Source organism: Burkholderia cenocepacia (assembly GCF_014211915.1).
In the GTDB taxonomy this organism is placed as follows: Bacteria; Pseudomonadota; Gammaproteobacteria; order Burkholderiales; family Burkholderiaceae; genus Burkholderia; species Burkholderia orbicola.
In genome coordinates, this window is sequence record NZ_CP060040.1 from 458,299 (window position 1) to 478,306 (window position 20,008).

At 69.1% G+C, this 20,008-nt stretch carries 17 protein-coding genes; 8 read left to right on the forward strand and 9 right to left on the reverse strand.

What is annotated here, in order from left to right:
• Positions 1-188 precede the first annotated feature (188 nt).
• The 4 genes from SY91_RS18600 to SY91_RS18615 are packed head-to-tail and all read right to left on the reverse strand — an operon-like array spanning position 189 to position 3,551.
• Complete coding sequence (locus SY91_RS18600; protein WP_006479257.1) at positions 189-836, reverse strand: isochorismatase family protein; 648 nt, start codon at positions 834-836, stop codon at positions 189-191.
• Positions 837-855: 19 nt separating this feature from the next.
• Entirely contained in the window at positions 856-1,896 is a 1,041-nt protein-coding gene (locus tag SY91_RS18605; protein ID WP_023475056.1) for a Leucyl aminopeptidase (aminopeptidase T), read from the reverse strand.
• Between the two features lie 44 nt (positions 1,897-1,940).
• Positions 1,941-2,771 (reverse strand): alpha/beta fold hydrolase, encoded by an 831-nt coding sequence (locus SY91_RS18610; protein ID WP_006479255.1) that lies wholly within the window; start codon positions 2,769-2,771, stop codon positions 1,941-1,943.
• A gap of 27 nt (positions 2,772-2,798) precedes the next feature.
• Positions 2,799-3,551, reverse strand: coding sequence for an Asp/Glu racemase (locus SY91_RS18615; RefSeq protein ID WP_006479254.1), 753 nt, complete (start codon positions 3,549-3,551; stop codon positions 2,799-2,801).
• Between the two features lie 299 nt (positions 3,552-3,850).
• Here SY91_RS18615 and SY91_RS18620 point away from each other — a divergent pair, with 299 nt between their 5' ends.
• The 4 genes from SY91_RS18620 (at position 3,851) to SY91_RS18635 (ending at position 8,679) form a co-directional block, all read left to right on the forward strand.
• Positions 3,851-5,008: an FAD-dependent monooxygenase gene (locus SY91_RS18620; RefSeq protein ID WP_023475055.1), complete on the forward strand. Its 1,158-nt coding sequence runs from the start codon at positions 3,851-3,853 to the stop codon at positions 5,006-5,008.
• 185 nt (positions 5,009-5,193) lie between these two features.
• Entirely contained in the window at positions 5,194-5,697 is a 504-nt protein-coding gene (locus SY91_RS18625) for a (2Fe-2S)-binding protein (RefSeq protein WP_023475054.1), read from the forward strand.
• Complete coding sequence (locus SY91_RS18630; protein WP_185921296.1) at positions 5,687-8,122, forward strand: c-type cytochrome; 2,436 nt, start codon at positions 5,687-5,689, stop codon at positions 8,120-8,122. The genes SY91_RS18625 and SY91_RS18630 overlap by 11 nt, the downstream gene beginning before the upstream one ends.
• A gap of 224 nt (positions 8,123-8,346) precedes the next feature.
• Positions 8,347-8,679, forward strand: coding sequence for a hypothetical protein (locus SY91_RS18635; protein WP_034174847.1), 333 nt, complete (start codon positions 8,347-8,349; stop codon positions 8,677-8,679).
• A 115-nt stretch (positions 8,680-8,794) separates the two neighbouring features.
• Here SY91_RS18635 and mmsB read toward each other — a convergent pair whose 3' ends face one another.
• From mmsB to SY91_RS18650, 3 genes are all read right to left on the reverse strand, one after another.
• Complete coding sequence (gene mmsB / locus SY91_RS18640) at positions 8,795-9,685, reverse strand: 3-hydroxyisobutyrate dehydrogenase (protein ID WP_006479249.1); 891 nt, start codon at positions 9,683-9,685, stop codon at positions 8,795-8,797.
• Between the two features lie 14 nt (positions 9,686-9,699).
• On the reverse strand, positions 9,700-11,226 hold the full coding sequence (locus SY91_RS18645; protein WP_034174846.1) for a CoA-acylating methylmalonate-semialdehyde dehydrogenase: 1,527 nt from the start codon (positions 11,224-11,226) through the stop codon (positions 9,700-9,702).
• Positions 11,227-11,337: 111 nt separating this feature from the next.
• A complete protein-coding gene (locus SY91_RS18650) occupies positions 11,338-12,657 on the reverse strand; it encodes an MFS transporter (RefSeq protein ID WP_185921297.1) in 1,320 nt (439 codons plus the stop codon).
• Positions 12,658-12,814: 157 nt separating this feature from the next.
• On the opposite strand from SY91_RS18650, the gene SY91_RS18655 reads away from it, so the two are divergent.
• Entirely contained in the window at positions 12,815-13,774 is a 960-nt protein-coding gene (locus tag SY91_RS18655; protein WP_185921298.1) for a LysR family transcriptional regulator, read from the forward strand.
• A gap of 93 nt (positions 13,775-13,867) precedes the next feature.
• Entirely contained in the window at positions 13,868-14,659 is a 792-nt protein-coding gene (locus tag SY91_RS18660) for a hypothetical protein (RefSeq protein WP_023478146.1), read from the forward strand.
• Between the two features lie 54 nt (positions 14,660-14,713).
• Here SY91_RS18660 and SY91_RS18665 read toward each other — a convergent pair whose 3' ends face one another.
• Both SY91_RS18665 and SY91_RS18670 read right to left on the reverse strand, forming a co-directional pair.
• A complete protein-coding gene (locus tag SY91_RS18665) occupies positions 14,714-15,436 on the reverse strand; it encodes a haloacid dehalogenase type II (RefSeq protein ID WP_023478147.1) in 723 nt (240 codons plus the stop codon).
• A gap of 200 nt (positions 15,437-15,636) precedes the next feature.
• Positions 15,637-16,275 carry a hydrolase gene (locus SY91_RS18670; RefSeq protein ID WP_023476540.1) on the reverse strand — a complete coding sequence of 213 codons (639 nt, stop codon included), beginning with the start codon at positions 16,273-16,275 and terminating at the stop codon, positions 15,637-15,639.
• Positions 16,276-16,578: 303 nt separating this feature from the next.
• Here SY91_RS18670 and SY91_RS18675 point away from each other — a divergent pair, with 303 nt between their 5' ends.
• Both SY91_RS18675 and SY91_RS18680 read left to right on the forward strand, forming a co-directional pair.
• Entirely contained in the window at positions 16,579-17,472 is an 894-nt protein-coding gene (locus tag SY91_RS18675) for a LysR substrate-binding domain-containing protein (protein ID WP_023476539.1), read from the forward strand.
• 283 nt (positions 17,473-17,755) lie between these two features.
• Positions 17,756-20,005: a putative bifunctional diguanylate cyclase/phosphodiesterase gene (locus tag SY91_RS18680; protein ID WP_023476538.1), complete on the forward strand. Its 2,250-nt coding sequence runs from the start codon at positions 17,756-17,758 to the stop codon at positions 20,003-20,005.
• Positions 20,006-20,008 lie beyond the last annotated feature (3 nt).

Here is a 20,008-nt window from a genome sequence, read left to right on the forward strand (position 1 = left end):
GCGACGAATGCGGCGTGCGTGCAGCGCGCGGCGCACGCGAGACGGCGGGTGGCCGCGGCGCGGCGGCGCATGCGGTCAATCTAGGTCGCCAAAACCGCAGCGTCAATTGCGCGCGGGTGCAGGCGTAGCCAGCGCTCACGCCGCCCGAACCGCCCGAACCGCCGGAGCCACCCGTGCGACGCGGCAGTTCAGCGTGCCTGCACGGCATCGATCGCCGCGATCGCATCGTCGAGCGGCATCACGGCCGCATATTTCTGCTGCATGTCGAACAGGTTCGCGTCGTGCGGCGCGATCGCGCGATCGCCGACGCAATCGGCGAGCACGAGCGGGCGGAACCCGTGCGACATCGCGTCGACGACGCTCGCGCGCACGCAGCCGCTCGTCACGGCGCCCGCGACGAGCAGCGTCTGCACCGCGCGCTGCGCGAGCCACGGCGCGAGTTGCGTGCCGAAGAACGCGGACGGCACGGTCTTGCGCACGACGAGTTCGCCCGGCGCCGGCGTGAGCTCGGGCACGATCGCGCTGTTCGGATGATGCTCGGTCAGCGTCGCCATGCCGGGCACCTTCAGCGAGAACACGTTGTCGTCGCTGCCGTCGTCCGCATACACGATGCGGCTGTGCGCGACCGGCCAGCCGCGTTGGCGGGCGAGCGCGAGCGCCTTCGTCGTGCGCGCGATCGCCGGCGCGATGTTGCCGCCGCCGAACGTCGCGGGATCGGCGAAGCCGACCACGAAATCGACGATCAGCAGTCCAATGTTGCCGTGCGGCGGCAGCGGCGTGCCGAAACCCTGCTGGCGATACACGCTCGCTTCGGCGTGACGGGAAAGATCGTTCATGGTGTCGGGGGCTCGGCGGTCAGGCGGGTTGATCGGTCACGTGGCCTTCGCGCACGACGGTCTCGCCGTCGAGTTCGACCGTGCAGCGGCGCAGCGGGATGTCGATATGACAGGTGGTCGTGCGGCTGCCGCCGCCTTCGTTGTTCGGGCCGAGCGAGAACAGGAAGTTGCCCTCGAACGCGCGCGCGTCCATCCCGATCGTCGCCTCGCGGTCGTACAGCCCGAGCGTCGACCAGCGCGCGCGCGGCTGCAGCCCCCAGCCGATATGCGAGATCGCATAGCCTTCGGGGTCGGCGAACGTGTCCATGTAGTCGCGCAGCAGGTCGGCGTCGACGCCGCCTTCGATGCGCGTCGCATACCCGCCTTCGACGGTCAGCGCGATCGGCTCGCGCACGTAGTGCTTCTGCGGCAGCAGGATGTCGCCGCGGTCGATCACGATCGTGCCGCGCGCGGTGCGATCGTTCGGATAGGTCAGCGCGAAGCCGCTCGGCCAGTGGTCCCAGCGGCCCGGCGCGTCGACGAAGCCGTATTCGGCGGTCGGCGGAAATTCGCCGAGCGGGCACACGAGCGCGGTGCCGGCCGCCGAGCTCACGCGCATCTCGCGGGCCGCGGCGATTTTCTTCGACGCGGCGAGCACGCGCGTGCGGTCGGCCAGGGTCGGCACCATTCGCACCAGCACTTCGGGCGGCTCGACCGCGAGCAGGATCTTCGTGCCGGACTTCAGGATGTCGTGCTGTTCGGGCGAGAACAGCAGCGTCATCAGGTCGAGCACGAGGTCGCTCTCGCGCAGCGCGGCGATCGCGGCCTTGTTGCCGGTCAGCGGCGTCGTGCCGAGATAGGCGAGCGGGTCGCGGCTGAACGCCTTGTCGCCGTTGACGGGCGGCAGGTCGAGCCGGTTGACGATCGCGCCCAGCGATTGCGTCGCGATCAGCGCGCACGACAGCGTCTGCGGATGGGTGGCCGCGCTCGTCAGGATCGTGACGGTCTGGCCCGGTTCGAGGCGCGACAGCGTGAGGACCTGCTTCCACGCGTCGATCAGTTGGGTATCGCTGACTGGCATCGTCGGCTCCGGTAAAGGCGTGAAGGAAAGGGCGGGCGCCGCGCTCAGGCCGCGAGCGGCGCGCCGAGGAAGTCGCCGAACGCCGCGTAGAAGCCCGCCGCGTTGTCCCACGGGATCATGTGGCCGGCGTCGGGCACGCGCACGTGCCGCATCGTCGGCGTCGCGCGCTGCAGCTCGGCGACGTCGTCGTCGCGCACCACGTCGCCGCGCTCGGCGGTGATCAGCAGCGACGGCACCGCCAGGTGCGCGGCATCCGCGTGGAAATCGTCGGTATGGAAGCCTTCGTACGACGTGCGCACCGCGCGTTCGTCGCAGGTATGCAGCCATTCGGCGCGCAACCGCAGCTCGGCATCGGTCCAGGTCGGGCAGAACGCGCGCATGCCTTCGGCGTCCGTGCCGGCGCGCGCGAGCGCCATCGAGTCGATGTACCACGGCAACTTGCCCGGATAGTCGCGGCGGTTCGGGCCCGACACGGGCGGATCGACCAGCACGACGGAGGCGAGCCCGCGGATGCCGCGCCGGGCCGCGCGCGCGGCGATGCGCGCGCCCATCGAATGGCCGACGAGGCTCGTGCGCGGCAAATCGAGCGCGGCGACGAGCGCCGCGACGTCGTCCGCCTGCGCATCGAGGCTGTAGTCGAGCGACGGCGACGCGTCCGACAGCCCGCGGCCGCGCACGTCGAGCACGTAGGTGTCGAACGCCGCGCCGAATACTTCGCCGACGAAGCCCCACGTGATCGCGGGGCTCGTGATGCCGGGAATCAGCACGATCACCGGGCGCGACGCGCGTGCGCCGGTCGCGCCGCCGTAGCGCAGATAATGCTGGCGGATGCCGTTGGCGCGGACGTTCGCGCCGTACAGGAAAGTCGAGGACATGGGATGGCTCCGAAGTAGCGGCGGCGCTCAGTACGCGCCGGACAGCAGTGCGCCGGCGCCCGGCACGACCGGTTCGAGATCGAGTTCGCGCAGCATCGCGTAGGTGGTCGCGATCGCCGCGGTGATCACCGGCTTGCCCGTCATCGCCTCGACCTTCGCGACGGCCGGCAGCGACGGCATCTGCACGCATGCGGACAGCACGATCGCATCGGCGTCCTGGTACGGCAGCGTCTTCACGATGTCGGGCAGGCGCGCCGGATCGTGGCGGCCGACGTCGAGGTTGTCGGGGATCTCCAGCGCGCGGTACGCGAGCACGTCGAAGCCTTCGTTGCGGATGTAGTCGACCACCAGCTCGGTGAGCGGCAGCATGTACGGCGCGACGACGACGATGCGCTTCGCGCCGATCACCTTCAGCGCGTCGACGAGCGCACCCGCGCTCGTCAGCACCGGCGCCTGCGCACCGTTGTCGGCCGTGTGCTTCGTGAGGCGCGCCTGCGACACGCGGTGATAACCGTGACCCATCGCCATGATCGCGACGAGGCACGCGTAGCCGAGCACGTCGACGCGCGCATCGCTCAGTTCCACCGCGCAGCGGTCGGATTCGGCATCCATCGCCGCGAGTTCTTCCTTGACGACCTTCTTCATCCGCATCCGGCTCGAGTGATACGTGAAGCGCTCGGGCCGGATCGCTTCGCGCATCCGCAGCATCGCCGGGATCTCGGTCTCCATCGTCGTGTTGGAACTCGGCACGATCTGGCCGATGCGGTAGGTCTTGCTCATGACGGGAGGCTCCGTGTCGGTAAGGAGGGGGGCGGCACGCTGGCGCGGGATCGCCGGATGTTGGGCAAAGTCTAGTGTGTACATTTGAAAATGGCAATGGATCAAAATTACGTCTGCCATGGTTGGATTGTTGGTGTGTATGGATTTAAGGAGATTTATTGGTGCTTTCCCGGAGACGTCGGCATCGGTCAATAATCTGCTTGTCCTGAATAAATTGAGTGTGTACGCTAAATAAACGCCATTCAATCCGCTCGCCCTGGCGCCGCGTTCGGCAATGGGCCCACGATCAGGAGATCCGCATGAGCAAACCCCGTATCGCAATCATCGGCGCCGGTCTCGGCGGCACGGCCGCGGCCGCGCTGCTGCAGCGCGGCGGTTACGACGTCGCGCTGTACGAGCAGGCGCCCGCGTTCTCGCGTCTCGGCGCGGGCATCCATCTCGGCCCGAACGTGATGAAGATCATGCGGCGCATCGGTTGCGAGGACGCGCTGGAAACGATGGGTTCGCATCCGGATTTCTGGTACAGCCGCGACTGGCGCACGGCCGACGTGCTGTCGCGGATTCCGCTCGGCGACTACGCGCGCAAGGCCTACGGCGCGAGCTACCTGACCGTGCATCGCGGCGATTTCCATGCGCTGATGACGCAGGCGGTGACGCCCGGCACGATCCGCTTCGGCAAGAAGCTCGCGGCGGTGGAGGACACGGGCAGCGACGTGCGCCTCACATTTACCGACGGCAGCATCGAGACGGCCGATATCGCGATCGGCGCGGACGGCGTGAATTCGCGGCTGCGCGAGCACCTGCTCGGTGCGGAACCGCCGCGCTACACCGGTTATGTCGCGCACCGCGCGGTGTTCCCGGCCGCGCTGCTCGGCAACAAGCCGTACGACATGTGCGTGAAGTGGTGGTCGGAGGATCGCCACATGATGGTCTACTACGTGACCGAGAAGCGCGACGAGTACTACTACGTGACGGGCGTGCCGCAGGCCGAATGGCCGGAGGGCGTGTCGATGGTCGACAGCAGCCGCGACGAGATGCGCGAAGCGTTCGCCGGTTTCCACTCTGACATCCAGCATCTGATCGACGTGTCGCCGTCGATCACCAAATGGCCGCTGCTCGAACGCGATCCGCTGCCGTTGTGGAGCCGCGGCCGGCTCGTGCTGCTCGGCGACGCGTGCCATCCGATGAAGCCGCACATGGCGCAGGGCGCCGCGATGGCGATCGAGGATGCCGCGATGCTCGCGCGCTGTCTCGACGAAGTCGGCGTCGGCGATTACGCGGGCGCGTTCGCGCTGTACGAGGCGAACCGCGCGGCACGCGCGTCGAAGGTGCAGCTCGTGTCGCACAACAATACGTGGCTGCGCACCAACGAGGACCCGTCGTGGGTATTCGGTTACGACGTGTTCGACGTGCCGCTCGAAGCGCCGTCGCGCAGCAGTGTGGCGGCCGTGGCCTGACGCGCGGCGCCCGCGCCGGCCGGCGCTTTGCGTCCGTTTTGCAGCCGCTGCGCCGGCGCGGGAATCGATGCGCGGCAACGCGCATTTCGGCGTGTTATATGTCAGGCGCGCCGGCAGGCGCCAGCCGGCGGCTCGTGCCTGCCGCCGGCCGACGCCGGCCCGCCCGTCGTATTCCGGATCCCTTCATGTCCCATCCCGCTTCTTCGTCGCGGCCGCTGGCGTTTCGCGTGAACGGCACGCCGCACACCTTCGCCGACGCCGCGCCCGACGCGCCGCTGTTGCTGGTCCTGCGCAACGACTGCGCGCTCAACGGCCCGAAGTACGGCTGCGGGCTCGGGCAGTGCGGGGCGTGCACGGTGCTAGTCGACGGGCAGGCCACGCGTTCGTGCGTTGTGCCGGCCGCCGCCGCGCACGGGCGCGACGTCACGACGCTGGAAGGGCTCGGGTCGTGCGACGCGCCGCATCCGATCCAGCGCGCGTTCATCGACGAGCAGGCCGCGCAATGCGGTTACTGCCTGAACGGCATGATCATGAGCACGAAGGCGCTGCTCGACCGCCACCCCGCGCCCGACGATGCGGCGATCCGGGATGCGTTGCGCTTCAACCTGTGCCGTTGCGGCACGCATCTGGAGATCATCCGCGCGGTGCATCGCGCCGCACGCTATCTGCGAGGCGGCGATGAAGCCTGACGCAGGTCCGCCGATGGCGCCGGCGTGTGTGGCGGAACCCGCACCGCACGATGACGCGGCCGCCGCCGCCGCGCCGCCGCACCGCGCACGCTACGCCTGGCCGATCGGCGATGCGCGCACGCCTGCCTCGTTCGATATCGAAACGCGGACCGCGCCCGACGGCAGGATGACCACGTGGCGCTACCGTGCGCAGGCAGTCGGCCCAGCCACGAACGATGCTCGCGGAGCCGCGGCACGCGCCGATTCCAGCGCCGCATCGCCGTTCGTCTACCGGCACGCGCAGACGTCGATCGAGCTGGTCGATGCCGATGGCGCGATTCCCGGTCACGCGCACGTCTTTGCCCGCGAATCCTTCGTCGACGAACTCGCGGGCGCGTTGCGGCGCGACCCGGTCGCGTTGCGGTTGCAGCATCTCGACGCCGCGCGGGACGCGGGGCCCCGCGAAACGATCCGGATGGTCAGCGAACGCGCTGCCTGGGGCGTGCCGGTTGCGCCGCGGGCGAACGCGGCGTCGCGTGTCAGCGGTCGCGGCTTCGCCTTCGATGGCGAGCGGGGCGACGCGCGCACAGTCGCATCCGCATCCGCGTCCGGCGCCGATGCCGATCGTCACGGCGATCCGCACTGGTCAGCGTGGGTCGTGGATCTCGAGGTCGACCGTGCGACCGGCGATGTCGCGGTGCGGCGCGTCGTGGCCGGGCAAGGCAGCGGCGAGCCGGCCGACGCGTCGCTGGCCGGCCTGCCCGCATGGCAGATCGAGGCCGCGATTTCTCGCGTGATGGGCGCACGGTTGTCGGCGCGGCCGGCGCACGACGAGACCGATGCCGATGCGCGGCCCGACGCGATCGCACACGAGCTGGTTGCCTTCGATGCCGCCACGCATCGCGCGCATGGCGACCTGTCCGGATACGATGCGCGGCGAGTCGAGCAGGCGGCCGCGCCGGCCGCGGCTGCCATCGCCAACGCGCTGTACGACGCGACGGGCGTGCGTTTTCGCGCGCCGCCGTTCGATGCGGCGCACATTCGCGCCGCGCTCGCGCAACCGGTGCCGGCCGATGCCGCTGACAGGTCGCACGCGGCCCCGCGCCGCGCATCGCGCTGGCGTCGCTGGCTGGCCGGCGGCGGCGCGGGCGGCGTGGTCGGCGGGCTGATCGGGCTGGCGTGCGCGATCCTGCCGGGCCCCGCGCCGATCGCGCCGCTTGCGCCTGTTGCGCCTGTTGCGCCCGGCGGCGCGGACGGCGCGATGTGGAGCGTGGCGACGCTCGAACGCGGCCGCCTGGTCGCGCTCGCCGGCGATTGCGCGGTGTGCCACACGGCGCCCGGCGGCGCGACCAATGCGGGCGGGCTCGCGCTCGATACGCCGTTCGGCACGATCTACACGACGAACCTCACGCCCGATCCGGAAACCGGCATCGGCAACTGGTCGTATCCGGCGTTCGCCCGCGCGATGCGCGAAGGCATCTCGCGCGACGGCTCGCACCTGTACCCGGCGTTCCCGTACACCGCATTCGCGAAGCTGAGCGAGCCCGATCTGCTCGCGCTCTATGCGTACCTGATGTCGCAGCCGCCGGTGAAGCACGTGCCGCCGCAGACGAAGCTGCCGTTTCCGCTCGATCAGCGGCGTCTGGTGGCCGGCTGGAACTGGCTGTTTCACGACGCACGGCCGTTTGCGCCGGACCCGGCGCGCTCGGCGATGTGGAATCGCGGCAAGTATCTGGTCGACGGCGCCGGGCACTGCGGCGCCTGCCACACGCCGCGCAACGCGCTCGGTGCGGAGAAGGGTGGTCTCGCCTATCTGTCGGGCGGCGAAGCGGAAGGCTGGGTCGCGCCGCCGCTCGTCGCGTCGCCGGCTTCGCCCGTGCCGTGGACCGAAGGCGCGCTGTTCGACTATCTGCGCACCGGGTTCTCGGCACAGCACGGCGTCGCGGCCGGGCCGATGGCGCCGGTCGTCGCGGGGCTCGCGGCGCTGCCCGAATCCGACGTGCGGGCGATCGCGCATTATCTGGCGTCGCTGTCGCCGCCCGTCGATGCGGCCGTCGCCGCGGCTGCGGCCGACCGCCAGGCGCGCGGCGCGGAAACCCTCGCGACGCTCGGCCTCGAGAACGGCCGCCGCGCGTTCGACGCGGCGTGCGCGGTGTGTCATGCGGAATCGGGCGGCGTCGGACATTTCGGCGTGCGGCCGCTGATGGGGCTCAACACGAGCGTCAGCCAGGCGACGCCGGACAATCTGCTGCGCGTGCTGCACCACGGGATCGACCAGCCGGCCACCGACCGGCTCGGCTACATGCCGGGCTTCGGCGATGCCTTCGACGATCGGCAGATGGCCGAGCTTGCCGCCTACATCCGCGCGCGGTACGCACCGGGGCAGCCGGCGTGGCACAACCTCGCGGAAGCATCCGCGCGAATCCGTCAGGCGGGTGCACATTGACCGTCGTGCCGGCGTGAGCGGCCGCGCCGGCGGGCATGCCGGGCGAAATGACCTGACGAACGAAAACGATGGCCGGCGACGGCTGTAATTCTTGCCGGATTCGGCCATCGTTTAACCATTCGAAACAATGTGTTCACCGAAAGGGGCATGATCTCCGGCGATCGAGCAGGCATACTGTCGCCAATGTTGCTCAATGCACGTCGACCGGCGTGCGCCTGCCCTCCATGTCCATTCCAGTCTTTTTTCGAACCCTGCGATGGTTGACCATTGCGGCTGCTGCATGCTTGCTCGCCGCGTGTTCGACTGCTTCCGACGTGACCGCGACGTCGAACCCGAACGTGTACACCGTGACGACGCGCACGGTCGGCGTGTCGACGACGTGGGCCGACGCCCACGAGAAGGCCGTCAACGAAGCCACCAACTACTGCACGCAGCGCGGGATGCGCGCCAGCGTGAAGCAGGAATCGCTGACCGGCGGCCGCCGCGTCGACGCACGCTCGGAACTCGCGTTCGAGTGCCATCCGACCTTCGAGACGGCGTCGAACCCGCGCGGTTGACCGACCGGCGGCATGACGACGCCGCCCGCGTTTTTCTTCCCCCGCCTGCAAACCGACCCGCGATGCCGTTCCGGCCCGTCGCGGGTCGACGCACGTCCGGCGTCGGCCAGGCGCATCAGGCCGGCTGCGCCTCGTACAGCTTCACGCACGCGGAGAAGTCGAGCGTGCCGAGCCCCTGCTGGCTCATCGACTGATACAGCTGCTGCGCGAGCGCGCCCATCCAGACCGGCTGATGCGCGCTGCGTGCGGCTTCGGTCGCGAGCCCGAGATCCTTCAGCATCAGGTTCGCCGCGAAGCCGCCTGCATAGCCGCGCGCGGCCGGCGCGGTGTCGCTCACGCCCGGATACGGGTTGTACGCGTCCGAACTCCAGCAGCGGCCGGTCGACGTGTTGATGATGCCGGCCAGCACGGTTGGATCGATGCCGAGCGCGGCGCCGAGCGCCATCGCTTCCGATACGCCCATCATCGAGATGCCGAGCAGCAGGTTGTTGCAGATCTTCGCGATCTGCCCGGTGCCGGTGCCGCCGCAGTGCACGACGTTCCTGCCCATGTCGAGCAGTACCGGGCGGATGCGCTCGAACAGCGCGCCATCGGCGCCGACCATGAACGTCAGCGTGCCGGCCTGCGCGCCGCCGGTGCCGCCCGACACGGGCGCGTCGGCGAGCGGGAAGTCGCGCTGCGCGGCCGCGTCGGCCACCGCGCGCACGGTGCCCGGATCGATCGTGCTGCAGTCGATCAGCGTCGCGCCGGCGCGTGCGCCGGCCAGCACGCCGTCGTCGCCGAGGTAGACGGCGCGCACGTGCTGCGCGGCCGGCAGCATCGTGATGATCAACGAGCCGCGCGCGGCGGCGTCACGCGGCGACGTCGCCGCCGCCGCGCCGGCGCGCACCGCGGCGTCGACCGCATGCGCGTCGAGGTCGAACACCGTCAGCGCGTGGCCGGCCTTGAGCAGGTTGGCGGCCATCGGGCCGCCCATGTTGCCGAGTCCGATGAAGGCGATTTCCATGGCGAAGCTCCTCCTCAGCGCAGCGCGATCGTCGTGTTCACGCCGCCGGCCGTCGCGTCGTCGTCGAACCAGCGCGCGGTGACCGTCTTGGTCTGCGTGTAGAACTGCACGACCTGCTTGCCGTACGGGCCGAGATCGCCGAGCTTCGAGCCGCGCGAACCGGTGAAGCTGAAGTAGGGCACCGGCACCGGAATCGGGATGTTGATGCCGACCTGGCCGACGTCGATCTCGCTCTGGAACTTGCGCGCGGCCGCGCCGCTCTGCGTGAAGAGGCCCACGCCGTTGCCCATCGGGTTGCGGTTGACGAGCGCGATCGCGTCGTCGAGCGTGTCGGCTTCCATCACGACCACCACCGGTCCGAAGATTTCTTCCGTGTAGATCGACATGTCGGTCGTCACGCCCGAGAAGATCGTCGGGCCGACGAAATTCCCCTGCTCGTAGCCGGGCACCTTCACGTCGCGGCCGTCGAGCAGCAGCGTCGCGCCTTCCTTCACGCCGGCGTCGATCAGCGACAGGATGCGTGCCTTCGCCGCCTTCGACACGACCGGGCCGACGTCGGTGCCGGCTTCGGCGCCCGCGTTGACCTTCAGGGCCTTCGCCTTGTCGACGAGATCGGGCAGCCAGTCGCGCGCCTTGCCGACCAGCACGACGACGGAGGTCGCCATGCAGCGCTGGCCGGCCGCGCCGAAGCCCGCGCCGACCAGCGCGTTGATCGACTGCTCGCGGTGCGCATCGGGCAGCACGACCGCGTGGTTCTTCGCGCCCATCATCGACTGCACGCGCTTGCCGTGCTGGCTGCCGAGGTTGTACACGTGCGTGCCGACGCGCGTCGAGCCGACGAACGAGATCGCCTTGATGTCCGGGTGCGTGCACAGGCGGTCGACCACCGTCTTGCCGCCGTGCACGACGTTCAGCACGCCTGGCGGCACGCCGGCCTCGAGCGCGAGCTCGACGAGCTGCATCGTCGACAGCGGGTCCTGCTCGGACGGCTTCAGCACGAACGTGTTGCCGCAGACGATCGCCATCGGGAACATCCACAGCGGAATCATCCCGGGGAAGTTGAACGGCGTGATGCCGGCGCAGACGCCGATCGGCTGGCGCAGCGTGTAGGTATCGACGCCGCCCGCGACGTTCTCCGCGAATTCGCCTTGCTGCAGCGTGCCGACCGAGCACGCGTGCTCGACCACTTCGAGGCCGCGGAAGATGTCGCCCTGCGCGTCGGGCAGCGTCTTGCCTTGCTCGGCCGTCAGCGTGTGCGCGATCCGTTCGAGATTGCGGCGCACGAGATCCTGGAACTTCAGCATGATGCGCAGCCGCGCGCCGATCGGCGTCGTCTTCCAGGTCTGGAACGCGCGCTGCGCGGCCGCGATCGCGGCATCGACCTCGTCGAGCGTCGCGTACGGCACGCGGCCGATCACTTCCTGCGTCGCGGGGTTGACGATGTCGCCCCACTCGGTGCTGTGCGATTCGACGAACGCGCCGTCGATCAGCAGCTTGGCGGTGGGCAGGGCGAGGGTGGTCTGGGGAACTGCGGCGTTCATGGAACTCTCCGGGGAAACGATGTGCGATGACGAAAGGGGGCCTGGGTCCGCCACGCGTGCAGGCGCGGCGGGCGACAGGACGAACTGAAGATCGAATGCCGGCCGGCGTGCTCAGGCGCGCGTCGGGCGCATCAATGCGGTACACACGAGCGCGAACACGCCGAAGCCGACGAGGTACGCGATCACGTAGTGCGGCTGGCCGCCGCCGGCCTTGAGCAGCGACGTCGCGATCATCGGCGCGAAGCCGCCGCCGATCACGCCGGCCAGCTGCACCGACAGCGAGATGCCGCTGTAGCGGATTTCCGCCGGGAACTGCTGCGCGAACAGCAGCGATTCCGGCGCATAGAGGATCGGGAACACGACGCCGAGGCCGAGCACGATCGCCCACCATGCAGTCGACGTCTGCTGCGTGCCGAGCATCATGAAGAACGGCGCGGCGAATGCGCACATCAGCACGAGGCCGATCGCGAACATCCGGCGCTGGCCGATGCGGTCGCTCAGATGCCCGCACAGCGGCATCGTGACGAGCGACAGCGCCGCGCCGGCCGTGATCGCGTGCAGCATCTCGGCCTTCGGCAGATGCAGCTGCTGCGTCGCGTAAGCGAGCGCGAACGTGACGACCATGTAGAACCAGGTGTTCTCGGCGGCGCGTGCGCCGACGATCGTCAGCACCTCGCGCGGATGGCGGCGCAGCGCGGCCGTCACCGGCGATTTCTCGGCCTTGCCCTGGCGCTGCATCTTCTCGAAGTCGGGCGATTCCGGCACCTTCGCGCGGATGAACCAGCCGAGGCCGACGAGCGCGATGCTCGCGAGGAACGGCACGCGCCAGCCCCACGACAGCATGTCGGCTTCCGGCAGCGCGGCCACCGCGGCCATCGCCACCGACGACAGGATCAGGCCGAGCCCGACACCCGTCTGCGGCAGGCTGCCGAACAGCCCCTTGCGGCCCTTCGGCGCGTGCTCGACGGCCATCAGCACCGCGCCGCCCCATTCGCCGCCCACCGCCATGCCCTGCAGGAAGCGCATCGCGATCAGGAGCGCGGCGGCCCAGTAGCCGATGCTGTCGTACGACGGGATCAGCCCGATGATCATGCTCGGCACGCCCATCAGCAGCAGCGTGATCATCAGCATCGACTTGCGGCCGATGCGGTCGCCGAAGTGGCCGAACACGATGCCGCCCATTGGCCGCCCGATGAAGCCGACCGCGAACGTGCCGAACGCGGCGAGCGTGCCGACGACCGGGTCCAGCGACGGGAAGAAGATACGGTTGAACACGAGCGCGGCGGCCGTGCCGTACAGGAAGAAGTCGTACCACTCGATCGTGGTGCCGGCCATGCTGGCCCAGCCGGCCAGCAGGTAGTGCTTCGCGGTGCGCTCGGGCGCCGGCGTCGCGATGGTCGCATGCTCATCGAGGGTGGATCGGGTCTGCATGGTGTCTCCGGTTTCATTGCCCGCGGCTCATGGTCCGCAGGTCACGGTCGAGTATAGTTATGCGCAGATTCATGATGTACCGATAAAGAAACCGGTTGGATGTGCATTTATGCACATCGACGGCCGGCCCGGAGACGCCCGCCTTTTTCCCTCGCCGATGCGACATGCCACCGAGCCGGTTTCCGGCAACCTGAACGGGGACGACTTGCGCTTTTTCCTCGAGGTCGCGCGCACGCAGCGCGCGAGCGGCGCCGCGAAGCGGCTCGGCGTCGACTACACGACCGTCGCGCGGCGCATCCGCGCGCTCGAGGCCGCGATGGGCACGCTGCTGTTCGACAAGTCGCGCTCGGGCGGCTTCACGCTGACGGCGGAAGGGCAGCGGCTCGTCGCGTATGCGGACGCGATGGAGACGACCGTGCAATCCGCGTGCGACCAGGTCGCGAACACCGGCGAGGCGCTGTCGGGCCACGTGCGGATCGGGTCGACCGAAGGGTTCGGCTGCTTTTTCCTCGCGCCGCAGCTCGCGCGGTTCCGCGCCGCGCATCCGCACGTGACGGTCGACCTGCTGCCGGTGCCGCATTTCGTCAACCTGCCCAAGCGCGAGGCCGATCTCGCGATCACGCTCGAACGGCCCGAGCGCGGGCCTTACGTGGTCACGAAGCTGTGCGACTACCAGTTGCGGCTCTATGCGACGCACGACTATCTGGCGAACCACGCGCCGATCACGTGCACCGACGATCTCGCGCGGCATGCGTTCATCAGCTACGTCGACGATCTCGCGTTCAGCAACGAACTGCTGTACCTGGACCGCGCGGTGCCCGGCGCGACGGCGGGCTTGCGCACGACCAGCGTGATCGCGCAGGTTTTCGCGGCGCTGCAGGGCGGCGGCCTGGCGATCCTGCCGTGCTTCATGGCGGCCACGCAGCCGGCGCTGGTGCCCGTGCTGCCGGACGACGTGGTCGTCACGCGGTGTTTCTGGCTGACGTGCCGTGAGGATCTGCGCAAGCTGCGGCGCGTGACCGCGCTGTGGGATTACCTGCGCGCGGCGGCGGACGCGAATCGCGCGTTGCTGTCGGGGGAATCGGCTACGCTGCGCTTCGTCGGCGAGCCGGCATAGCGGTCGACGGGCGACGCGCGACGGCGACGCGACGATCGATCTGGATCACAACACGGCCGGCGGCGATTCGACCGGCCAGCGGGGAGAGGGCAGATGGCTTTGACGCATGCGGGCAAGGTTTTCGTGGTGTGCGTGGTGGTATTCGGCGTGGTCGCTTACTGGCTCGCGTCGCGCATGGTGCGCCGCCAGACGGGCAGCAAGCGCGGGGCCGGCGGCGCGGTCGCGTTCTGGTGGCTCGTGTGTTTTTGCCTGGTGTCGCTGTCGTTCCCGTTCGCGTACTGGATCGGCGACGAGCTCTACGCACTGGCGGTGTCGCCGACATACGAAGCGACCGTCGTGTCCTACCAGTCCGAGTGGGACACCTGCGAGCGCCGCGACAGCTCGGGACGAACCTCGTCGTACCGGTGCATCAAGTACACGTCGATCCTGGAAGCCGTGATGCCGGATGGCGAACGTATCACGCTACCGGGCAACATTCGCTCGGGCGCCGTGCCCGACATCGGCGAGAAGGTCGATGTCGTGTTGCCGCAGGGCGCCCATCAGTGGCACGAGCGCAGCGTGCGCAGTATCGGGCTGCTGGCCGGCGGCGCGGTGATGGTTGCGATCATCGGGTATTTCGTCTACCTGATCGCGGCGTATGGCGCCGGGAAGAAGATCGACGGCGCGGCCCGCTTCGGCATGGCGGTGGTGCTGAACGGGCTCGTGCCGCTCGGCGCGCTGCTGATGGAAATCGCCATCCTGAGCGTGCCGTATCGCTACTGGGCGCGAGGCAATCCGGAACAGTGGCCCGTGTGGGTGCTGGCACTCTGCCTGCTGTTCGCGCTGGCGCTGCTGCCGTTGCTGCTCGTCTACGCGCGAACCGCATGGCGGGCGGTCGTGAAGTAACGGCGGCGCCCCGCCTCGCGATCGCGGCGCGGGGGCCGGCCGCGCCGCAGGCCTTCAACGCGGGCAGCCGAGCCGATCCGCGAGTTCGTTCAGGTCCCTGACGTCGAAATCCCATGCCTCGTCGGCTTGCAGGTCGGTCGTCTGGCCGGGCCCGTGCTCGGTCGGCCGCAGCACGAACGCGGTAGACAGCCCGAGCCGGCGCGCGGCGCCAAGATCGCCGTTGTGCGCGGCCACCAGGCACAGCTCGGCCGGCGCGAGGCCGAGAATCTCGACCGCTTCGGTATAGACCGCCGGCGACGGCTTGTACGCGCGGGCGACCTCGGCGCCGAGAATCGCGTCCCACGGCAGCCCGCCGTGCTTCGCGACGTCGACCATCAGCCGGATATTGCCGTTCGACAGCGGCGCGATGATGTAGCGCTGCTTCAGCCGGTGCAGCCCGGCGACGGCATCCGGCCACGGATCGAGCCGGTGCCACGCGAGATTCAGCGAGTCGATGTCGGCGTCGGGCACGTCGACGATCCCGAAACGGTCGAGCGTGCGCACCAGGTTCTCGCGATGCAGCACGTCGAGCCGCACGTAGCGGCGGCGTCCGCTGCGGATTTCTTCCATCGACGGCGAATATTCGGCGCGCCACGCATCGGCGAACGCGAACGGGTCGAGCGTCGGCGCGTGGCGGTCCAGGAATGCGGCGGCGCCGCGCGCGACACCGCTTCTCCAGTCGACGATCGTTCCGAAGACATCGAAAACGAGCGCCTTGATTTCGGCAGGGTTCGTCATGGTGATCCAGTGAAGGTCGTTCGATGAGGGTTCACATCGCCGTGCCGCCGGATGGCGCGGCGCCGGTTCGATCGACATTGAATCACGGATACGAAAACGCGGCCGGGGAGGCCGCGATAGGTGGCTCGCGCGCCGGTCACGCCGGCGCCAGCGAGCGGGGCAGGGCGCGCGGCGCCGGCCGCCGCGCGCGCCCTCGCCGGTCAGCTCTTGTCGTACGAGAACTGGATGCCGGCCGTGCCGCCGGTTTCGATGAACAGGTTGATGAACGCCGGCACGGTGGCGCTGCGTGCCCAGTCGCGCTGCAATTCGCAGAACAACTGCGCGACGCTGATCATCTGGCCGCCGGCCTGCTCGATGCGGCGCAGCGCGGCTTCGTGCGCGGCGACCGACGTGCCGCCGACCGCATCGACGACCACGTACACCTCGTAGCCGGCCTTCAGCGCATCGAGCGCCGGGAACGTCAGGCATGCCTCGGTCCACAGCGCGGTCATGATCAGTTTCTTGCGGCCGGTCGCCTCGACGGCCTGGCGGAACTCGACGTCTTCCCACGAGTTGATGCTCGTGCGGTCGTAGGTCGGATAGCCTTCGAGCGCCGCGCGCAGTTGCGGGATCGGCGGCTTGTTCAGCCCGGTCTTCACGTTGACGGTCGAGTGGACGATCGGGAGGTCGTATGCAACCGCCGCCTTCGATGCGCCGACGATGTTGTTGATCAGCAGTTGGCGATCCATCGACGCGATCGAGTTCACCTGGACCGGCTGGTAATCGATGACGATGAACGCGGAATTCTGCGGGGTGAGCAGGTGGTCGTTCGCGGGGTCGCGAATCGGTTCGCTTGCCATGGTTGCCTCCAGAGACAGTGCAGGAAGTGAAGGGAAATCCCGAGGTTCCAGGTTGGCGCGGCCGCGGTGTCGGGACACTCGCCGCGGCTGCACGCTCGCGCTGTCGCAAACGTCCGACTCCGGTTGCACGGCGGGCGAATGCTTCAAGCGTAGTGAACCGTGCGGCCGAGCGAAGTAGCCGGCTGAAAAAAAATCCCGCTGGTCGCGGCGACATCGATCCACGTCGAAACACGATGCTAAGCGTGCAACAACGGGTGTTCCAGTCCCTTAAAATGCCGTCAGTGTTCTATGAATGGAACAATCATGGATGACCTGAACGACCTCTACTATTTCGTGAAGGTGGTCGAACACGGCGGATTCACGCAGGCCGGGCGCGCGCTGGACGTGCCGAAATCGACGCTGAGCCGGCGCATCGCGGCGCTGGAAGCGCGGTACGACGTGCGGCTGCTGCAGCGCACGACGCGCCATTTCACGGTCACCGAAACCGGGCGCGAATTCTACGAGCGCTGTCTCGCCGTGCTGGTGGAAGCCGACGCGGCGCGCGAGGTGATCGAGCGCCGGCACGCGGAGCCGCGCGGCATCGTGCGTGTGAGTTGCCCGACCGCCTTGCTCGAATTCCGCGTGAGCGAACTCGTTGCACGTTTCATGGCGATTCATCCTCAGGTGCACGTGCACCTCGAGGCGACGAATCGCCGCGTCGACCCGTTGAGCGAAGGGTTCGACCTGGCGCTGCGCGTGCGCTTCCCGCCGCTGGAGGACAGCGATCTCGTGATGCGCGTGCTCGCCGACAGCCCGCAGCGGCTGGTGGCCGCGCCGCAGTGGCTGGACGGGCGCACCGCGCCGTCGGACCCGGCCGAGCTGATCGGCGTGCCGAGCCTCGACTGGGGGCCGGCGCGGCATCACGTGTGGCAACTGGTCGGCCCGAACGGCGAGCATGCGCAGTTGCGCCATCACCCGCGGTTCGTGACCGACGACATGCACGCGCTGCGCGATGCGGCGATTCACGGCGTCGGCATCGTGCAACTGCCGTGCATGGTCGTCGAGGACGACCTGCGCGACGGCACGCTGGTCGACGTGCTGCCCGGCTGGGCGCCGAAGGGCGGCGTGGTGCACGCGGTGTTTCCGTCGCGGCGCGGGTTGCTGCCGCGCGTGCGCCTCCTGATCGACTTCCTGGCCGAGCACATCCGGAAGGATTGACGGGGCGGCGCGCCCGCGTTTTCGTGCGGCGCAGCAACCTGGCGGCGCGCCGGTCGCCGCCGGCGGGCCGCCCGGCAACCGAGCGTATCCCCTGATGCAAGCGGATACGCCGATCGTCACGGATTGGTGTTAAATACATTTCGGCGCGCCCTGGCTCGGCGCGCGAAAACGGGGCGCACCGGGTATCGGCGTAAACCCGGGGCGGACAGGGTACGAAAAGGCACGAAATATCGATAACGAATCGGGCGCATCAGACCCGGTCGGACAGACGGCAGGATTCATATTGAATACCGAACCGCAAAGTTCTCGCTACAGCCTCGGGCTCGCCGCGGAAGTACTCGCATCCGAGCAGAGCGTACTGAGGCTGATCACGCGCAACACGCCGCTACCGGAACTGTTGGTCGAGGTTTGCCGGCGTGCCGAGGCTTTGCTCGGCGACGGCGCGTCCTGCACGATCCTGCTGCTCGATACGGACGGCGTGCACGTGCGCGTCGGCGCGGCGCCGTCGTTGCCCGCGCAGTACAGCGCGGCGATCGACGGCGCGACGATCGGGCCCGCGGCCGGCTCGTGCGGCACGGCGATGTACGAGCGCCGGATGGTCGCCGTCGAAGACATCGAAACCGATCCACTGTGGGCCGGCTACCGCGCCATCGCGTTGCCGCTGGGCTTGCGCGCGTGCTGGTCGGTGCCGTTCCTCGACGATGCGGGCGCCGTGCTCGGCGCGTTCGCCGTCTATCACCACCGGCCGTGCCGGCCGAGCGACGAGGAAACCGCGCTGTTGCGCGATATCGGCAACAGCGTCGGCCTCGCGGTGCACCAGGACCGGATCGCACGACAACTCGCGCGCAGCGAGGAACATCACCGGCTCGTCGTCAACAGCCTGAGCGAGGGCATCCTCGTGATATCGCGCGAAGGCGTCGTGATCGCGAGCAATCCGAGCGCAAACCGGATGATGCGCGTGAAGGGCGAACTCGTCGGCCGCCGGCTGTCGACGGTGATCCTGCGCAAGCTGCGCGAGGACGGCACGCCGCTCGACCCGCACGACTGGCCGAGCCGGCGCGCGCTCGAGACGGCCACGCCGATGCTCGACTATACGGTCGGCTTCGGGCTCGCGGACGGCGACATCATCTGGGTGCGCGGCAACGCGGTGCCGATCGTGAGGCCGGGCGAGACGCAGGCCGACTCGGTGCTCGTGTCGTTCAACGACATCGGTCCCGTGCGCGAAGCGCAGCAGCAGTTGCGCTACATGGCGACCCGCGACGCGCTGACGGGCCTCTACAACCGCCGCTGGCTCGGTGACCGCATGCGCGAGCTGTTCTGCGCGCACGACGCGGCGGCCGGGCCCGCGCGCGTCGCGATCCTGTTCATCGATCTGGTCGGCTTCAAGAAGGTCAACGACACGGCCGGCCACGACGCCGGCGACGCGCTGCTGCGCAGCGTCGCCGCGCGGCTCGCGGCCTGCGGGGAGGGCCGCTACGCGCTCACGCGCGTCGGTGGCGACGAGTTCGTGATCCTCGTCGACGATTGCGACGATCCCGATCGCCTGTCGGTGCTCGCACGCGAGGTGATCGAGGCGATCGCGAAGCCGTTCGCGATCGCGAACAACGAATACTGGCTCGGCGTATCGATCGGCATCAGCGTCGCGCCGCGCGACGGCGACGATGCCGTGACGCTGATGCGCAACGCCGATTCGGCGATGTACGACGCGAAGCAGCGCGGTCGCAACCACTTCACGTTCTTTACCGCGCAGCTCAACCTGCGGCTGCAGCGCCGCTTCGCGATCGAGCAGTCGCTGCGGCGCGCGCTCGCGTCGGACCTGCTGCGGCTCGCGTATCAGCCCGTCGTCGATGCGCGCAGCGGCCGCACGGTCGGCGCCGAGGCGCTGCTGCGCTGGACGAGCCCCGAGCTCGGGCCGATGTCGCCGGCGGAATTCATTCCGGTCGCGGAAGATACCGGGCTGATCGTCGCGATCGGCCAGTGGGTGCTCGAAACCGCGTGCCGGCAGGCGGCCGAGTGGCGCCGCACGATCGCGCCGGACCTGATGCTGGCCGTCAACCTGTCGCCGCGGCAGTTTCACGAGGGGCTCGTCGAATCGGTCGGCCGCTGTCTCGCGCAGACGCGGCTCGACCCGTCGGCGCTCGAACTGGAGATCACCGAAGGCGTGCTGATGAACGACACGGATACCGTGCTGCCGATGCTCGAAGCGCTCACGGACATGAACGTGCGGATCTCGGTCGACGATTTCGGCACCGGCTATTCGTCGCTCGCGTACCTGAAGCGCTTTCCGCTGCACAACCTGAAGGTCGACCGCTCGTTCGTGTCGGGCGTGCCCGATCATCACGATTCGGTCGCGATTACGCAGGCGGTCGTCGCGATGGCGCATTCGCTCGGGATGAAGGTCACGGCCGAAGGCGTCGAGACGCAGGCGCAGTCGTGGTTTCTGCAGCAGATCGGCTGCGACATGCAGCAGGGCTATCTGTTCAGCCGGCCGCTGGACGCGAGCGATTACGCGCGCCGGCTCGGCGCCGCATAAGCG

Excerpts from the sequence above, each read along its gene's own strand:
- SY91_RS18605 (WP_023475056.1), bottom strand. The coding sequence starts at position 1,896 with ATGCCAGTCAGCGATACCCAACTGATCGACGCGTGGAAGCAGGTCCTC.
- SY91_RS18620 (WP_023475055.1), top strand. The coding sequence starts at position 3,851 with ATGAGCAAACCCCGTATCGCAATCATCGGCGCCGGTCTCGGCGGCACG.
- SY91_RS18600 (WP_006479257.1), bottom strand. The coding sequence starts at position 836 with ATGAACGATCTTTCCCGTCACGCCGAAGCGAGCGTGTATCGCCAGCAG.
- SY91_RS18675 (WP_023476539.1), top strand. The coding sequence starts at position 16,579 with ATGGATGACCTGAACGACCTCTACTATTTCGTGAAGGTGGTCGAACAC.
- SY91_RS18665 (WP_023478147.1), bottom strand. The coding sequence starts at position 15,436 with ATGACGAACCCTGCCGAAATCAAGGCGCTCGTTTTCGATGTCTTCGGA.
- SY91_RS18655 (WP_185921298.1), top strand. The coding sequence starts at position 12,815 with ATGCGACATGCCACCGAGCCGGTTTCCGGCAACCTGAACGGGGACGAC.
- SY91_RS18670 (WP_023476540.1), bottom strand. The coding sequence starts at position 16,275 with ATGGCAAGCGAACCGATTCGCGACCCCGCGAACGACCACCTGCTCACC.
- SY91_RS18660 (WP_023478146.1), top strand. The coding sequence starts at position 13,868 with ATGGCTTTGACGCATGCGGGCAAGGTTTTCGTGGTGTGCGTGGTGGTA.
- SY91_RS18650 (WP_185921297.1), bottom strand. The coding sequence starts at position 12,657 with ATGCAGACCCGATCCACCCTCGATGAGCATGCGACCATCGCGACGCCG.
- SY91_RS18645 (WP_034174846.1), bottom strand. The coding sequence starts at position 11,226 with ATGAACGCCGCAGTTCCCCAGACCACCCTCGCCCTGCCCACCGCCAAG.
- SY91_RS18610 (WP_006479255.1), bottom strand. The coding sequence starts at position 2,771 with ATGTCCTCGACTTTCCTGTACGGCGCGAACGTCCGCGCCAACGGCATC.
- SY91_RS18625 (WP_023475054.1), top strand. The coding sequence starts at position 5,194 with ATGTCCCATCCCGCTTCTTCGTCGCGGCCGCTGGCGTTTCGCGTGAAC.
- SY91_RS18630 (WP_185921296.1), top strand. The coding sequence starts at position 5,687 with ATGAAGCCTGACGCAGGTCCGCCGATGGCGCCGGCGTGTGTGGCGGAA.
- SY91_RS18635 (WP_034174847.1), top strand. The coding sequence starts at position 8,347 with ATGTCCATTCCAGTCTTTTTTCGAACCCTGCGATGGTTGACCATTGCG.
- SY91_RS18615 (WP_006479254.1), bottom strand. The coding sequence starts at position 3,551 with ATGAGCAAGACCTACCGCATCGGCCAGATCGTGCCGAGTTCCAACACG.
- mmsB (WP_006479249.1), bottom strand. The coding sequence starts at position 9,685 with ATGGAAATCGCCTTCATCGGACTCGGCAACATGGGCGGCCCGATGGCC.